This window comes from Pseudomonas sp. Sample_20 (assembly GCF_004307585.1).
GTDB classification, from domain to species: domain Bacteria; phylum Pseudomonadota; class Gammaproteobacteria; order Pseudomonadales; family Pseudomonadaceae; genus Aquipseudomonas; species Aquipseudomonas atacamensis.
Window position 1 is genome coordinate 39,628 of the sequence record NZ_RCOA01000109.1, and the last position, 17,626, is coordinate 57,253.

Here is a 17,626-nt window from a genome sequence, read left to right on the forward strand (position 1 = left end):
GGCCAACCGGCCGCCCAAACGTACTGCACGAGAGTCTTTTACAACGTCAGCTGCCCACGCTCCTCCTCGGTCAGCTGCTGCTTCGCCTGTTCATCCAATGCCCCGGCGCCGAGTACCTGCACCGGGCTGTCCGGGTTGTAACCGGTCGCTGGCGCGCGACTGGCACCATCGCGCGACGGTGCCAGTTGCTCGTTGCCGAAGCTGAGTACCTGCACAGTGAACACCGAAGCCTGGTTCTGCCGCGCCGCTGCCTGTTGCTGCCGGGCGACGTCTTCCGCCGCTTGCGTAGCGGAGGATGCCGCCGAACTGGCCGAGGTGATTGCGCCGGTGTTCACCGCCGACACCACCGGCACGCCGGTCGCTTTGCCCTGCACCGAAATGTTCGCGGCGTTGACCACCGTCAGCGCGGCGATGTTGACGTTGCCTGACACGCGAATCCCCGCCTCGCCGGCATCGATGGTGCCCAATGGCGCGATCAGGTCGATGTTGCCCGGTGCCACTTCGGCGATCGGGTTGAGCGTGGCGATACCGGCACCGGTACTCGGCACCGACGGCGACAGCGTGACGTTGCCCCAGTTGTCGTAGACACGTTTTGGCGGCGTGTAGACCACGGTGGTTTTCGAGCCGCGACCGGCGTTGATATCGCCCTCGGCGGACCAGCCGAGAATCGAGCCGCCGAAGGTGGTCATGATCCGGCTCTGGCCGAGCAGAATGCTGCCTTGCGAGTACAGCTGAATGTCGCCCGAACCCTGAGTGATGATCCCCGCCGTCGACGGCGGCGCAGCGCCTTCGATGCCGAACACCTGACCACCGCCCGGCGTGAGCATCTGGATATCGCCGCCAAACAGCGTCTTGACCCCGGCGCCGCCGTACATCGTGATATCGCCGTCGTAGCGAATCGGATTGCCGGCGACATCAGTGGTCGGGAACAGTGCCGCAATGGCGTTGCGACCACGCAGGTAACTGCCAGTGCGCGGGCCGTCGGCATCGGTGTATTCCAGGCCACCGGCACGCAATTCGGCGAAGTACACCTGGCGGGCGAAGATCGCCTGCTCGGTACTCGGCAGTGCGGCGAAGAACGCTTGCGCCTGTTCGTCGCCACCCTTGAAGCCATAACCCAGGCTCAGCCAGCTCTGCAGTTCTTCGACGTAGGTCTTGACCACTTTGCCCGGCTGCGCGCTGAGGGCCACACCTGAGTCCGCGACGTTTTGCGGGTTCAGATAACGCGCACTGAACCGTGAGTAATCCGGCCCCTGCGCGCCCGCACCCGCTTGCATCACGATGCTCGCACCGGGGCGCTGATCACCTGCCACGACAGGGCCGAGGCTGGTGATGCTGGCGCGATCTTCCATCAGGATATTGCGCCCGGCATTGACGTCCAGAACACCCGGGCCGGCAATGTCGAAGCTGCTGTAGAGAATGTCTCGCCCGGCCGAAACCCGCGAAATGTCGCGCGCATCGTTATGCACGAATAGATTGCCGGTAGACGCGATCTGTTCGTTATTGCGACTCATGCCCCCAACGGGCGCAAACGTGGGTTGCCCCAAATTGGTACCGGACGCCACGATGTCACGCCCCGCCACCATCCACACCGGGCCTGCCGATTCATACCAGGTGCGCTTCGTGGTCGCGAACGCCAGCGTTTCGCCCGTGCGAATTCCTACCAGGTCACCGGTCAGTGCATAGAAGCGCGCCGGCCCCTGAACACTGCTCAACCCCGAGTAGCTATCGGGACCAAAGGCAAACAGTGGATAGCGCGAATTGGTTTGCGCCAGCACACCATCGCTGCCGGCGTTGGTCGTGATCGGCCGAGCGGACTGGTTGTTGCCGTAGCCATTGAACGCGGGTGCAAACGGTGTGGCGAGCGCCGCCGGGCTGGCCCCTGACTGGTTGATGGCGTAGCCGCCGGCATAGATCGAATCCCCAGCGATCAGTTCAAGCTGCCCCGCGCTGGAAGGTGCCAACAGCAATGACCAGGCCAGAGCCGGCGCCGGGTTGCCTATGCCGTAGGCCGCTGATGGTCCCGCATAAATCGAGCCCTGGCCGGCCACGGCATGCAATATCGAAGGAAAGACGAAGCGGTCATCGGTCGGTGACCCGTTAAGCCCGGCGACGGGGTCCTGCCCGGTGGTTTCCATCAACTGGGTGCTGGGCGTCAGGTTGCCGCCGGCCGAGAACAAATCGATGGCCGTGTGATCGGTCCACAGCGAGAAACCACTCAAACCGCCACCGGCATGGTAAATGCCATCCGCCGTGGTAAACGGTGTGGAGTTCTGCAACCTCACGCGGCCCGGATCGGCGGCGCCACCCAACACCAGATCGCCGCGGGTGTTGAGGCGCATGCCGGAGTCACCGGGAATCAGCACCAGCCCGCCACTGGCATTACTGGCCGTCGAGTTGAACGGGTCGAAGGCGCGCGTTTCCCGTGGGTCATGAAACAGCGCCGAGGCGCCGTACTGCAGATTGATACCGCCCAACGCGGCGCCCGTCAGTTGCGCCGCACCGCGCAGGTTGATGAGCGCGCCCTGCAAGTCGTGCGTCGGCGTGCCGGTACCCGCCAGGCCGGCACGTGCCTGCAGAGACGGATTAAGGACACCGCCCAGACGAATATCCAGGTCTCCGCCACCGGTCAGTTGCAGGTTCCCGTCACTGTCCACGCGGCCCGTACTGCCGACAGCCACGATCAACCCCTGACTGCGGGGGTACGACGCATACCTGTCGTCGCCCATGGCCTTGAGCATGCCAGCATCCCCGCCGGCGCTCAGACTGATGTTGCCGCCGCCCAGCGTACCGAACCCGGTAAAGCCCACCAGATACGGTCTGGTTTCCTCGCCCAGCGCTGGCAATGGCTGCGCAGCGTAGCTGCCGAAATTGATCCACCAGGCAGTCGGTACATCGTTGTTGCCGGTGCCCTGGCGCCAGAGCCAATTGCCCACCGCCACACTCGGCACCTGCTCCCGCGTACCGTCGCCCGTGGCGACCGAGCGACGGCCAAGCACGTCACCCGACACAGACCCGCCGGCATTGATCGTCAGGTTACCGCCCATCTGCGGATACCAGGCCTGATAGAGGCTGGCACTGCCGCCATCGACCCATTTTTCGTAATCGCTGCCAGCGCTGCCCAATACCGAGCCATCAGCCGACAGCCTTCCGCGGGGCTGGTTATAACGCGCGTCGACGTCTGCCGATTGGGTGCCGGCGGTGTAGACGCCGAAAGGTGAGGCCATGCTGAGGTTACCGGCCGCCATCAAATCCAGGTCGCCGGTGCCAGTACGCAAAACGCTGAACATCTGCGTGTGGGCCTGGGCGCTCTTGCTCGGATTGTTTTCAATGCACAGTGCCGGGTCGATGGAGCACCAGAACAATTCGTCATCGTTCATCGGTGTGTAATCCGGCATGCCCATCCAGTTGCCAGGCGCCCACACACTGCGCGCCATGGGCGCGCAAGAACCGGGAGCGATATCACAGAGCACAAGGTATTCCTCGGGAACCGGTTCGTACGGTGTAAAGCCATACTCGTTATCCACCGCCCAGACCAGTTTGCCGGCCACCTCGATCATGCTCACACCATAGTGAGTGTCGGCCATCTGCAAGTTGCCGACGCTGGCCTGAGGTTTCACGCTACGGCTGTCGGCCGCGGTCAGATCGGCCCCTGCCACCATGCGCATCGACCACGACGCACTGCCCGCCGGCAGCATGCTGGCGATCGCCCAGTTTCGACCTTGCTGGTTTCCATTGGCAGGACGCAGGTCGAGCAATACCGTGCCATCGGCGAGCTTCACGTTGGTCATGGAGGGGATCAGCGAACCCCGCAACAGCGCTAACGTTCCGTTCAACACAACACCCACCGTTTTATTGTCGGCATCAACCGCACCCGGCAGCGGCACGCCTTTGGGCCAGAGCAGGGCCTGCAGTGCGGTGGCGTTGTTCAAGCGAATACCTGCACCCAAACGACTGCCGGCCGGCAGGGTCACAGCGTTGTCGAGCAACGTACCGGCGGCATACATCAGGTTACCCGCCGCGTCATGCACATCGCCGGCCAGCACCGTTCCACCCTGTAACACGTAAGGTGCGGCCAATGTGCTCTGAACCGGCAACACCGTGCCCGCGGCCAGTGTGGCGGCTTGAATCGGCAGGTCGTAATTCAAGGTGGCGCCAACCGGAAAGAGCGTCCCTTCGGCAAGGCTGACACCACTGCCCGGTACGATCAGGTCACCGCCGAAAGGCTGTATCCCCGGCAACAGTTTCCAGCCAGCGTCGTCCACGGTTTCCGGCGGCGGTGCGAAACCGTCGTTGATGCTGCCGTAGATATCGAGGTTGCCACCGGCACGGATCAACAGGCTGCCCGCTTCCCCGCTGCCATACACCGAGGTCCGGCGAGTGTGCGGGTTGAGGCTGGCGTAACGGTAGCCGGACAAGTCGAGATCGCCCTGCACCACCAGATCGCCGTCAGCGGTTTTGCTGACGATTTCCACCCCCGGGCGCAGATGAAACGCATCGGCATAGGTCGCATTGTTGAGGCCGGCCAGTTTGCGTTGTAGCAGATCACTGTTACCCAGCGCCGCATCGATAAAGCCGCTGCTGTCTGAGTGAATGCGATCCAGGTAGGCTTGATCGATCACTTGATACGGGCGACCGCTGGCCGCCGGATCGGTGCCATCGGCAGCATCACTGTAACTTCGCACGGCATTCAGCCCGATGGAGCGCGCACCTTGAATATTCAACGTACCGCTGGCATCCACCGCAATGTCACCGCCGCCCAGGCGCGGTGCATTCAGCTCCAGCGTCCCACGCAACACGTCATCGCGTTGTCCCGCCTGGTTTCCAGGCACGGCATCGGTGCCGTGACGCAGATCAATCCGTGCACCAGCGGCCAGCGTCAGCACGCCGTCACCTGAATTGAGTTCAACCATGGCGCGGTTCGGTGCGTCGATGATTTTGCCGTAGCTGTCGACGCGCAGCACGCGGCCATGGGCATCGAGCAGCGCGTTGCCCGTCAGGTTCAAACCGTTTTTGCCGGCAAGGCGAATGCTGCCGACCCGTTCACCACTGGCATCGATCACCCCGTCCACGGTCAGGTTGCCGTTGTCCACCGAGACATTGACTTCGCCCGCTTTGAGTTCGTTACCGATACGCAGATTGCCCTGCTTGAACTGGAAGCTTCGACTGCCCACAACCCCGCCGGCATTCAAGCGCAGGTTAAGGCTGGCAAAGGCCTGGCTCAAATCACCCGCCAGGCGCTGGGCGCGAATGTCCACGCCACCGGCCTTGTACGGCACCCACGTACCGCCCGCGTCGTAATAGCCACTGCTGCTGCCGACAATCTGCCCTTGCAGATCAACCTGTCCAGCGTCAGTGGCCAGGGCCACAACGTTCAATTGCCCGGCCTGATTGTTGACGGCGGACAGATCGATTCGCGAGCCCGCCGACTGACGAATATTGCCGTTGTTGCTCTGCAACGACACGTCGCCACCCCAGCTGTATTTCTGCACATCATTGAACGGCAGAACCCGGCCCGCCATGTCCATCTGCGCGCCGCTGCCAAGCAGCAGATCATCTTCGGCATTGACCAGCAGCTTGCCGCTGGCGAGGACGATGCGACTGTCGAGCACAACACTGCGTGCCGTCAGGCTCAGTTGCGCACCGAGGGCATCCGCGGCAGCCGTTGTGGCGCTACCACTCAGCGTCAGGTTGTTGCCCGCCTTGAGTTCACTGACCGAGGCGGCCTCGCCGGTCAGCAATGGCGTGCGCAGATTGAGATTGCCGCCGCTGTAGCTGAACCCCTTGACCGCGTCATAAGCTCCTTGGGATTCGTACACCGCCAGACTGCCCTTGTGGTTGGCGGTGATGCGCTCGCTGGCGTTGAAGTTGACGTTGGCAAACCCCAGGGCCAGTCGGTTATTGCGATCCAGGCCATTGGGCTGCGGGTTCGGGCCGTAACCCAATTCGATCCGCTGCGCCTGAATATCCAGCGTGCCGTGCCCGTTGCCGGCGCCGTCGTTGACCACCGTACCCGGGGCCTGAGTCGCCCCGTTCCAGATCAGATTGCGGGTGCGGATCGTCGCGACATCGGTGGCAGCGCCCGAGCCGTAGATAGCCGGGCTACCCAACACCAGATTCTGCAAACGGCTCTGGCCGGTCTGCGGATCAATGGTGTCGAGGGTCACGCTGCCGAAAAAGTTGAACGCATCGCGGGCCACCAGACTCAGGGTTTCCAGCGCGGGGGCGCCAGATTGCGTGTCGCCCTGCAACAGGCGATCCAGCACGTTCTGGTTAAGCGTCAGGCCCGCGGGTGTGCGGCCGCTGGCTGCGGCCAGTGCTTGCGGACTGCCGGCATTGACCACACCGACCGAAAGCCCGAGTTGGCGAGTGCCAAAGCGCACGCTTTCGCCCAGTTCGAAGTCTTTGTCAGTGGCGGCGATGATGCTGCCGTTGGAGTACAGCAACGCCGCAGCAGTGCAATCGGCCGTCGGACAGTTGCCGATACGAATGCTCCCGCCCCCGCCTTCGGTGGGCGCAAGCACCGGCGTCCAGCCGTTGGACACCACCAGCAGGCTGGAGCGCCCCGGTTCGTAGACGAAACCGGCTGCGGCATCATACGGAACGTTACCTCGCCCCAAGGTATTGACGCCCGCTCCCGCATCGATGGTGATGCCGCCATTGGCGCTGTTACTGCTCAGCACAACCTCTGGCGCCGAGAGGATCGCGCCCTCGCGCAGACGAATCGCCGAGGTATTGCCGATCACCTTGATCGAGCCGCCCTCCGAACCGTAATACACGGTTGGGGTGCCACCGATGGTCAAACGTCCGGCATTCAAGCGGTTGAGGGTGTCGGCGTACAGCGATACACCGTCGAACCCTGGCGTTCGCGTATGCCCGGCACCGAGAATTTCAAACTCTGCGCCGGTATAACCGCCCTGAACGACCGCCGTACCAATGACCCCGCCGCTGGCAGGTTTGAACAGCACCTGCCCGTTGAAATCCAGGGCTGAGTCGTGCTCGCCGCCACTGACCATGCGCAGGTGCAGCGTGTTGCCGTCCAGCGGTGTGCGGGCGCGCGGCAGACCGCGGCGGGCAGCATCGTTGAGCACAAATTGGCTGAACCCGGTTTCGTTGTACTGTGAATAGCGCCGCAGCACATCGGCAGACGTCACGATGACCTGGCTGGGCAAACTGTCGCGAATACCGGTGTTGGCAATCGACAGCTGTCCGGCCGTGGTCCACGAGCCATTGCGCAACTTCAACGCACTGTCCATCGGCCCCGCAATCGCTTGACCATTGATTTCGACCCGGAAGGCGCCCGGTAACAAGGCAAAGGTCGATGGCAACAAGGTGTAGGTGCCGGGTGCCAGTCCGGCAACGCCGGTCCCGAGGGTGATCTGCTGGCCGATACGCGGGTCGACCGCGCCGGCCTCGGCCAGCATCGGCGCATAGCGGCTCTGGTCACCGGCTACGATTGCATACACGGGGTTATTGGCCAGCCCCGGCAAACTGAAGGTGCCATCGGTGGCATTGCGTACCAGCGGATTGAAACGCGCATCGGTGGAGCCACCTCGTCCGGAGACAAAACCGGCACCGCGCAAATCGCCGCCGCCCGAAAGGTCAATCACTGCCCCGGCCTGCACATTGGTGTATTGCGCATCAAGGATGACCCCGGAGGTCGCTCCGGCAATGCCATTCAACATCACCGACTTACCGTTGTACCGATAGTCGATACCGTCGGTGGTTCCTCCATAGGGCATGACCAGGCCGGCGGCGCTGACTGAAGTCACGCTGCCCGGCAGAAGGTGAAGTTCACGGGTTTTGACAATGACGTCATCACCCAGGGATATCAGCCCCAAAGGCGCACGAATGACGCCGCCCTGCTCGATCTGTCCCGCACTGAGTGTCAGGCTGCCGAACACCGAGTAAGGCAAAGCGGTCGGCGCCGCCCCGTGATTGCCGATACGCAACGTATGCTCCGGCACCGATCCGGCCATACTCTGATAGCCCACTCGCACCTCAGCCGAGACGCCACTGGCCGGGTAGATCTGCGCAGCCCGCATGTGCATGTCACCCGCAGTCCACAGACGGCTGCGCTGCTGTTCATCGGTTGGCGCGAGGAAGCGCAGGTCGCCCTGGCTGTCGAGCGTGACCAGACCAAAGCCACGGCGGCTGACCGCCAGCGCCGGTGCGGCCGATTGCACAAGAGTCCCTTCGGTGCCGAATGAAAGCGAGTTGCCCACGTCCAGCAGGTTCGCGCTGGCGGTGAATTGCGCGCCGGACAACTGCGCTGTCGGATTGCTCATCACCCGCGGACGCACTTTGACTTCCGAGCTCAAATAGGTGCCCAGCCCTGACAGGCGCAGGTAAGGTGCGCTGAGGTTGACCCGGGCGCTGTCACTCGCCGACTCGGCCAATGAAAGAGAACCGGCGAACAGGCTCAGGCCCTGTCCCATGTGCAGGTCGACATCGCCGTCGAACGTCATCAGACCGTTGCTCAGCAGACTCACGCTGTCGAAGCCACCGCTCATCAGCTGATCGGCACTCAAGCGTGTACGCCCGTAGCGTAAAAGTGGCGAAGCCTCACCCGCTCGCAGCGGCTGCGGCAGTGCCGGCGCGGGCCCTTGGCCAATGATCATTTCACGGGGCACGCGCACCGCATTGCTCAAGTTCGCGGGACCGTACGCCGGTGTATCCAGAGCGATCTCCAGACGCCCGCCCGCCGCACCTGCACCGCCAGCACTGGCCTGCAGACTGCCCTCGATGAACAGACCATTGTAGGAACTCAGGGTGATCCGTCCGCCATCGGTGGCCACACGAGCGGGGCCTTGCCCACCGCTATCGAGCACGGCTTGCGCACCGGACGCTTCCAGTCGCGCACCTTGGCGGATGATGACGTAAGCATCGGCAGCGGTCGCCGTGATTTTCTTCACATCAATCTCGCCACCGACAATGATCGAGCCACCCTTGCCAACCTGGCCGTAGACGCGGCCCAGCGCATCGACAGCGGTCGCTGCCCGACCGGCAACATCGATCAAGGCATGTTCACCGATCCAGATCGAACGGTTGTGCGGGGTCGGATCGGCCTCTTGCAAGGACGTCGCCACATCAATCGCGCCGAACTGCTGTTGACGGATATCGACAATACCGCCCCAAGCGTTGAGTTCACCATCAAGCGTGATCTGGCCTGCCCCGCGCAAACCGATGCGCTGGCCGGGATCGACGCTGATCCGTGAGCCTTGGCCAATCGACAACGGACTGCTGGCGGGATCAATCAAGCCAGCAAGCGTCGCGCCGGCCTGCAATGCGACAGAAGCGCCGGCCCTTTGCGTCAAGACGCCCTTGAGCGGGTCTTCCTGGAATAGCGCGGGCGTCCATAGCTCCAGCGCAGCGCGCGGCGACATACCGGACACAATGGTCGAGGCGGATTCGCCAAATCGATAGACCGGCATCTGCACATCGATCGCGCTTTGCGCATCGACCTCCAGCCCCTTCAGACCGATGATGTTGTAGGCGCTGAACCCCGTGCGGAACAGCTCCGGCGTCAGGCGCAAGGTCTGTTCTTCGGCCACTTCGCCGGAAGCGCCGATCCGCACCTTGCTGGCCTGCACGGTCAAGGTGCCGCCGCCGTTCACGCCATAGCCCTGCACCTCGCCATCGAGCACCATGCGCGACAGGCCCGGCGCACTGTTGGCGCTGGATTCAAGCGTCACGTCGCCACCCTTGCCGCCACGCGTCTTGCCGTTGGCCAATACCGCGCCGCCCGACGAAACATCGACCAGACTGCCACTGGCCAGCAGAATGTCGCCGGTACTGCGGATCGACACCGTCCCGCCATTGAGGTACGCCAGGCCGCCCGCGTCGTCCGGGTTACTCGACAGGTTGCTCCACAGACCGCGTGTCTGCAGCTGCACACCCTGCGCAACCGTCACTCGCGCTAGCTTGCCTGCTGAAACCTGGAGACTGGTGTCATCACGCCGATCGGTGGCGAGCTGGTTCAAAACGTTGCCCAATTGCAGGCTGCCGCCTTGCGCAATCAGATCGGCATTGACCTGCACGTCAGGGCTGAACAGGGTGATGTTGCCACCGTGATCCACGGTCACGCCTTCATTGACTTCAATCGTGTTTTTTGCCGAGATCTTCAGCGCGCCCAGCGCGAAACCATTGAGCAGCCCGGCATCGAGGAACAGTTTGCCTGCGCGTTCTGCCGCGACCGCATCGGTCAGCCCTGCGTTCGCTACGCTGGCATGCGCGCCCCCCACTTGCACCTGATCGAGCAACGGGTCGAGTTGATAGAGCAGGCCGGCACTGGCAGCGACATAAGCAGCATCGTAACTGCCAACCACCAACTGCCCTCGCCGCGCCCGGGCGGTCTGGGTCTGGGCATAGCCGTCCAGACTTGCCCGCGGTGCCTGGATTTGCCGTTCGCCCTGAAACACCTCACCCAACAGCTGGCCATCCAGCACGGCGTTGCCCGTGGCGATCACCAACTGGCCGGCATCCCGGCCAACGGTGTAACCCGCTTCCTGACGACGCGTCGGCGCGATCAGCGGGCTATAGAAATAATCCGCCTGGCCCCAGCGCTCGCTGTGACTTTCGTAACCTTTGTAAAGACCGTTGTAGAGAATATCGCCCGGCGCACGCGACACTTCGTATAACCGCCCGTCCGCACCGCGCAGCCAGCTCTGGCGAATCTCGCCGCCCTGCACATCAAGCGTGCCGCCGGACACATTGATCAGCGAACCTTTTTCGCTGATCACGTCCTTTCCGGAAAACCGCACCTCACCGCCCTGCGCCATCCATTCACCAACGCCATGGCCCTGAGTGCCGAGGTATCCGCCGACCTCCAACAACCCACCGGCGGTGTACCAGCGGTCGGTGGCGTAACCGTTGGTGCCCGCCGGCACGAATACCAGCTCACGGACATCGACCCAGATGTCGTTACTGTTGAGCGCGCCGTTCTCGCGATTGACCGGCGCATCACGCTGCTCGTTGCCCTGGACGTTGATCTTTATGTTGTTGTTTGCCATCGCCACTTTGACGCCGAGGGCGCCGGACACGTCGATCACCGCCCCCTCGCGCAATAGACTGCGCTGTCCGGCGGCAACTGCCACCTGCCCACCGGTGGCAAGGGTGATCGAGCCGCTTTTGAATTCGACGGTGCCGCCGCTGCCGATGTCGATGCGTGACTGATCGCTGCGGATCCGGTTGTTGGCATTGACGCCGGTCAGCGCGGCCTCGCGCTGGCTGTCCAGGGCCGTGAGATCACTGCTGTCGAGCAGAATCGCACTGACGCCATTTTCGCCCAGGGTCACACGGCCTTGGGCATCGCTGGCCGGATTGAGCAGATGCACGGTGCCGCGCGTCGCCACCGAAGTGCTCGCCAGCAGCACACCGTTTTGCACAACGTCGCGGCCGGTCAGGGTGATGTCGCCGGTGGATGCCTGGATCAGGCCGGTGTTGCTGACTTTGCCCGAGCTGTCAGCCTTGAAACCGGGAATGACCTCACTGCCGAAGGTGGTTGAATAACCATTACCGTCGGTGCCCGAGCCCTTGCGGATATAGAAACGGTCCCCGGCACCCAGCACCGTCTGACCCTTGGCCGTACTGATCGAGCCGTCGTTCTGCACGTCCTGGCCGAGCAGCAAGGTATAGCCGCCGGCGTCGGTGGAGAGCGCAGGTTGATGCGTTTGTATGGCTGCGCCACGCTCCACCAGGACTTTGCCAGCAGCGTCGGTAAAGGTTGGCTGACTGCCGGTGCTGTCGAAATACAGACCCCGATCGCGAAATTGTGCATCGGTCATGTTCGCGGCTGCCGCTACCAGATTTCGCACATTGACCTGGCTGCCACCGCTGAAGACGATGCCGTTGCGGTTGATCAGCATCACCGTGCCGTCCGCTTTGATCTGCCCCTGAATCTGGCTGGCCCGTGCGCTCGGATCGTTGACGCGATTGAGCACCGCCCAGTTGGCCTGCTGGGCAAATTCCACTGTGGTATTGCGGCCGACGTTGAACGTTTCCCAATTGAGAATCGCCTTGTCGGCGGTCTGCTCGATCTTCACCGTGGTCTTGCCGTCGGCCTGGGTCTGTTGCGGGCCTTTGGCGTTCATCCAGCCCTGGCTCAAGCTGTTATCGATCTTCAGGCCACCCTCGCCCAATCCGTCCGGAACCACTTGCACACTGCCCAATGCGGCGGCACGTCCAGCGGCTTGTGCGGCCTGCTGAGTGGCAATCGCTGCCACGGTGTTATTGAGTGTTTGCAAAGAGCGCTGCAACTGCTGGCTGGCCCGTTGCTGCTGTGCCAGCGGTGGGGTCATCCCCGGCAGACCGCTCCCACCCGGACGCGACGCCGAAGCCTGCTGCGCCGCGCCCTTCGCGGCAAACCAGGTGGAACTGAACGCGGTCGCCGCCTCGGCACTGCCCGCCACCAGACACAAGGCGACGGCTTGCGCCAATGGCTTGAGCAGCCACTGTGCGGGATCGCCCGCGCCACGTTTGATCGGCCGGATACGGTTACTGTGACGGGAGGTGCGAGCAAGCATCACTACAGGTCCTTTTGGGTGGCAGGTCGGATCAGCCCTGCTGTTACGACATAGGCAGTTGGCGAGCCTCACGACCGAACGGATGTCACACAAACTTCATGATCAAGGAGTAAATCGGCAAAAAAAAACAGCAGCCCGAAGGCTGCTGCCGTTTCATTGCAGTTGAGACAAGGCTTACAAAGGACGACCAATGCCGTTGCAGGCGTTGGCGTTATTGATGTCCAGGTTATTGCCCGAGGTGTTGGTGATGAAGTTGGCGGTCACAGCGGTTTTCCAGTTGTTGGGAACCGGCGTGAAGCTGTGGGCGACGGTGGCGACGTTGTTGCCCGGGTTGCTGTAGTGGGTGGTCAGGAAGTTGCGCACGGCGGTGGCCACGGCTGCATCTTTGTAGCACTGGCCGAAGATGAAGTTGGTGTAAGCCACAATCGGGTAACCGCTTGCCGGGTTAGGCACGACCGGGGCCCAGCCAGCCGGGTTGGCAGGTGCGCTTGGCACCGGTGCAGTGCTCAGCGCCAGCGTCACGTTAGCGTTGGTTGGCTGGACGCCATTGACGCGGGCAACCACAGCGTTGCTGGTGGCGTTCACGCCGTCCGGACCCACATAGCCGATCGAACCGTCCACGGCGTTCACCGCAGTGGCCACATCAGCGGTGTTGGCTACGCCGACCCAAGTCGATGGCAGCGCGGAACCGGCCGGCAGACGAGCGTTGGTGAAGGTGGAGTTGACGGCGAATTTGGTCGGGCAGATCGAGTTCAGGTGACGGCTGAGGATTTCGGTGGTGCCGCTCGAAGTGCTGCGATAAACCACGCGGATTGCGGTGGTGTCGGCGGTACCCAACAGCGCGCCCCAGGTAGTCTTGGTGCCCGACAACGCGTCGCACAACTGAGCGCTGGTCAGGTTAAGCGCGGTCTGACCGGATTTTTTGTACGGAATGGCAACCGAAGTGGCCACCGATGGCAGCTGGATCAGCGGGCCGTACGAAGCACCGAAGTTGGTGGTGTAGGTGCTCAGTTCCGCAGCGCTGAGGATCGAGTCGCTAGCGGCGAAATGCACGGTGCCGGTAGTGCTGAACTGGGCAGCGTTGTTGGTCAGGAAAGCGCTTTTGCCGATGCCGCTACCGGTCACGGCGTAGCTGAAGTTGGCAGGCAGGATGCTGTTGGCAGAACCTTTGTACAGCGCGGCAGGCAGCGAGGCACCACCACCGGTAACGGCCATGGCCTGGGCGGAAGCCAGAGCGGCGACGGTCAGTGAGGCGGCGATCAGAGTGCGCTTGAACATGAAGAATCTCCTTTTCAACTTGGTTTGGAACACAGGTTTCGGAAGGCTTGCATGACACCGGGAGGGTCCACCGCAGTGGAGCCGCAGGGAGAAATTCGCAGCTTCCGGTGACAGATAAAGGAAAAAACCTCGGGAGCTGCGCGGGGATTTTGGTGCGGATTTCTCGGGTGTTTGCGGTGGGTTGCGGCGCGTCTGGATCGCGGGTTTGGCTGAATCGGGCTGGAGCCGTTGGTGGGTGGTTGCAGATGACAGAATGGAGAACCCGAGGATGATGGGATCGGGACTCGGGTGAGGGTCAGGCCGGTGCAAAATATTTGAGTTTTGTGTTGTCGGGACTGGCGCTTTCGCGAGCAGGCTCGCTCCCACAGTTGATATGCGTTCCTCTGTGGGAGCGAGCCTGCTCGCGAAGAGGCCGGCCCGGCCGACATCAAACTGGGCTACTGCACCAACTGGTTGATCTCGATAATCGGCAACAACACCGCCATCACAATCACCAGCACCACCCCGCCCATCACCACAATCATCAGCGGCTCCAGCAACGCGGTCATGCCCATCGCCCGTCGTTCAATGTCCCGGGAAAGCGTCTGCGCCGCACGCTCAAGCATCGGTGGCAGCGAACCGGTTTTCTCGCCGCTGGCGATCAGGTGAATCAGCACCGGCGGGAAGACATTCTCCACCCGCAGCGCGGCGGCGAGGTTGACGCCTTCGCGCACTTTCGCCGTGGCCTCGCTGACGCTCAGGCTCAAGCGGTCGTTGGACAAGGTCTGCCGCGCCGCTTCCAGCGCACGCAATAACGGCACGCCGGCACCGCCGAGAATTGCCAGCGTGGAGGCGAAGCGCGCGGTGTTCAGGCCGAGAATGAAACGCCCGAACAGCGGCAATTTCAGCACCCGGTGATGCCAGCTCAACCGCGCCGCCGGATTGCGCAAATAAAGACGCCAGCTCCAGAACGCCCCGGCCATCAGCGCCGCACACAACCAGCCCCACGCGCGAATGAAATCACTGGCGGTGAGCATCGCCAGCGTCAACCCCGGCAAATCCTGCCGCGCTTGAGAGAACGCGCTGACCACCTGCGGCACCACATAGCTGAGCAGGAAAATCACAATGCCGATCGACACCAGCCCGACCACGCCCGGATAGATGAACGCGGTGAGAATCTTGCCGCGCAGGTTATTGCGTTCCTCGATGTAATCGGCCAGCCGTTCCATCACCTGCGCCAGATCGCCGGACTCTTCGCCAGCGGCAATCAGCGCGCGGTAAATCTCCGGAAAATCCCGTGGCCGCGACGCCAGCGATTCCGCCAGACGCATGCCGCTGCGCACATCGGCGCGCACGGCGCTGAGGGTCTGGGCGATGTGCTTTTTCTCGGCCTGCTCGACTGTGGCGCTCAGTGCTGCTTCCAATGGCAGGCTGGCGCCGAGCAGGCTCGCCAGTTGCCGCGTGGCCCAGGCGAGGTCGTTGTCGGAGAGTCTGGCGCTGAACAAACCGCCGCCACCGTGTCGGGCGACGTTGCTTTCCTCGTGCACCGACAACGCTGTCAGGCCACGTCCGCGCAAGGCACTGAACGCCGCGCTCTGGCTGTCGGCCTCAAGATGTCCGGACTCGATTTTCCCAGTGGCATCCGCCGCTTCAAAGCGATAGCGATTCATCAGGCGTCCCGTGTCACACGAAGGATTTCTTCCGGCGCGGTGGCACCGCTGCAAATCCAACGCTCACCGTCCTCACGCAGGCTGAACATCCCCGCTTTCGACGCCGCCGCGCGCAAGGCCTGCTCCCCTGCCCCTTGGTGAATCAGCGTGCGGATGTCGTCGTCGATGCAGAACAATTCGTGGATGCCGGTGCGGCCGCTGTAACCGGTGTGATTGCACGCCGCGCAACCGACCGGCCGCCAAGTGCCGGGCGTGGCCGGGTCTTCCTGTTTGCATTGATTGCACAGGCGCCGCACCAGACGTTGCGCGAGGACGCCGAGCATGGATGACGCGAGCAAGAACGGCTCAACGCCCATATCGATCAGGCGATTGACCGCCGACACCGCGTCGTTGGTGTGCAGCGTCGCCAGCACCAGGTGCCCGGTGAGCGAGGCCTGCACGGCGATTTGCGCGGTCTCGAGATCGCGGATCTCGCCGATCATGATGATGTCCGGGTCCTGCCGCAGAATCGCCCGCAGCGCGAGGGCAAAGGTCATGTCGATCTTGGCGTTGACCTGAATCTGGCTGATCCCCGGCAAATCGTATTCCACCGGATCTTCCACGGTGAGGATGTTGCTGGTGCTCGCATCCAGCCGCGCCAGCGCCGCGTAGAGGCTGGTGGTCTTGCCGCTGCCGGTCGGCCCGGTGACCAGGACGATGCCGTGGGGCTGGCGGATCAGGTGGTCGAGCTTTGCCAATACCTGCGCATCCATGCCCAAGGTTTCCAGATGCAAGCGCCCGGCCTGTTTGTCGAGCAGGCGCATCACCACCCGTTCGCCATGGCCGGTGGGCACCGTCGACACACGAATATCGATCGGCCGCCCCGCTACGCGCAAAGCGATTCGGCCATCCTGCGGCAAGCGTTTTTCGGCGATGTCGAGCTGGGCCATGATCTTGATCCGCGACACCAGCGCACCGTGCAACGCCTTGCGCGGCGAGACCACATCGCGCAGGGTGCCGTCGACGCGGTAGCGCACCACCGAATGGGTTTCGAACGGCTCGATATGAATGTCGCTGGCCTCATCGCGCGCAGCCTGGGTGAGCAAAGCGTTGATCATGCGAATCACCGGCGCGCCGTCCTGGGTGTCGAGCAGGTCGGTGATTTCCGGCATGTCCTGCATCAGCCGATCGAGATCAACCTCGTTTTCCGCAGCACCCACCACCGCCGCCGCACTGCCGGTGTCGGCGTAAGCGCTGGCGAGCAAACCGTCGAGCTCGTCATCGCGCACACGCTCCAGCCGCGTCGCACCGAACTGCCGACGCACTTCGCTGATCGACCAGCCGGCCGTTGACGGGCACACCGTCAGCACGCCATCGCACAAAAGAATGCGCTGCGCCTTGGCCCAGGCGTAAGGCAATACACTCATCACCCTTCCTCCCCGCAATCGACCGTGGCAATGGGATCCTCAGTGGCGAGGGGATTTATCCCCGTTGGGCTGCGCAGCAGACCCAAACCTTGAGAACCGGTTTCTACAGGCAAATCGCGTGTACCGGTTTCACGACTGCTGCGCAGCCGAGCGGGGATGAATCCCCTCGCCACAGTCATCATCTCAGTCAAAACCGCGTGCTCCTTTCAATCGGCACCGTGGCAATGGGATGCCCTGTGGCAATGGGATCCTCGGTGGCAATGAGATCCTCAGTGGCGAGGGGATTTATCCCCGTTGGGCTGCGAAGCAGACCCAACCCTTGAGAACCGGTTTCTCCAGGCAAATCGCGAGTACCGGTTTTACGACTGCTGCGCAGCCGAGCGGGGATGAATCCCCTCACCACAATCATCATCTCAGTCAAAACCGGGTGCTCCCTTCGATCGATGCCGTGGCAATGGGATCCTCAATGGCCATGGGTACCTCTGTGGCGAGGGGATTTATCCCCGTTGGGCTGCGAAGCAGACCCAAACCTTGAGAACCAGTTTCTCCAGGCAAATCGCGTGTACCGGTTTTACGACTGCTGCGCAGCCGAGCGGGGATAAATCCCCTCACCACAGTCATCATTTCAGTCAACACCGGGTGCTCCCTTTGATCGGCACCCTGGCAATGCGATCCCCTGTGGCAATGGAATCCTCAGTGGCAATGGGATCCCCCGTGGCGAGGGGATTTATCCCCGTTGGGCTGCGAAGCAGACCCAAACCTTGAGAAC

At 62.9% G+C, this 17,626-nt stretch carries 4 protein-coding genes; all 4 read right to left on the reverse strand.

What is annotated here, in order from left to right:
* Positions 1-38: 38 nt before the first annotated feature.
* The 4 genes from D8U70_RS22570 to gspE all read right to left on the reverse strand — a co-directional run bounded on the left by D8U70_RS22570 (position 39) and on the right by gspE (position 16,857).
* Positions 39-12,524: a filamentous haemagglutinin family protein gene (locus D8U70_RS22570; RefSeq protein ID WP_130929757.1), complete on the reverse strand. Its 12,486-nt coding sequence runs from the start codon at positions 12,522-12,524 to the stop codon at positions 39-41.
* Positions 12,525-12,698: 174 nt separating this feature from the next.
* Positions 12,699-13,802: a substrate-binding domain-containing protein gene (locus tag D8U70_RS22575; RefSeq protein WP_130886952.1), complete on the reverse strand. Its 1,104-nt coding sequence runs from the start codon at positions 13,800-13,802 to the stop codon at positions 12,699-12,701.
* Between the two features lie 437 nt (positions 13,803-14,239).
* Positions 14,240-15,451: a type II secretion system inner membrane protein GspF gene (gene gspF / locus D8U70_RS22580; protein ID WP_041480124.1), complete on the reverse strand. Its 1,212-nt coding sequence runs from the start codon at positions 15,449-15,451 to the stop codon at positions 14,240-14,242.
* Entirely contained in the window at positions 15,451-16,857 is a 1,407-nt protein-coding gene (gspE, locus tag D8U70_RS22585; protein ID WP_130929758.1) for a type II secretion system ATPase GspE, read from the reverse strand. The genes gspF and gspE overlap by 1 nt, the downstream gene beginning before the upstream one ends.
* Positions 16,858-17,626: the final 769 nt, after the last annotated feature.

Coding starts and splice junctions, on each gene's coding strand:
- D8U70_RS22570 (WP_130929757.1), bottom strand. CDS start 12,524: ATGCTTGCTCGCACCTCCCGTCACAGTAACCGTATCCGGCCGATCAAA.
- D8U70_RS22575 (WP_130886952.1), bottom strand. CDS start 13,802: ATGTTCAAGCGCACTCTGATCGCCGCCTCACTGACCGTCGCCGCTCTG.
- gspF (WP_041480124.1), bottom strand. CDS start 15,451: ATGAATCGCTATCGCTTTGAAGCGGCGGATGCCACTGGGAAAATCGAG.
- gspE (WP_130929758.1), bottom strand. CDS start 16,857: ATGAGTGTATTGCCTTACGCCTGGGCCAAGGCGCAGCGCATTCTTTTG.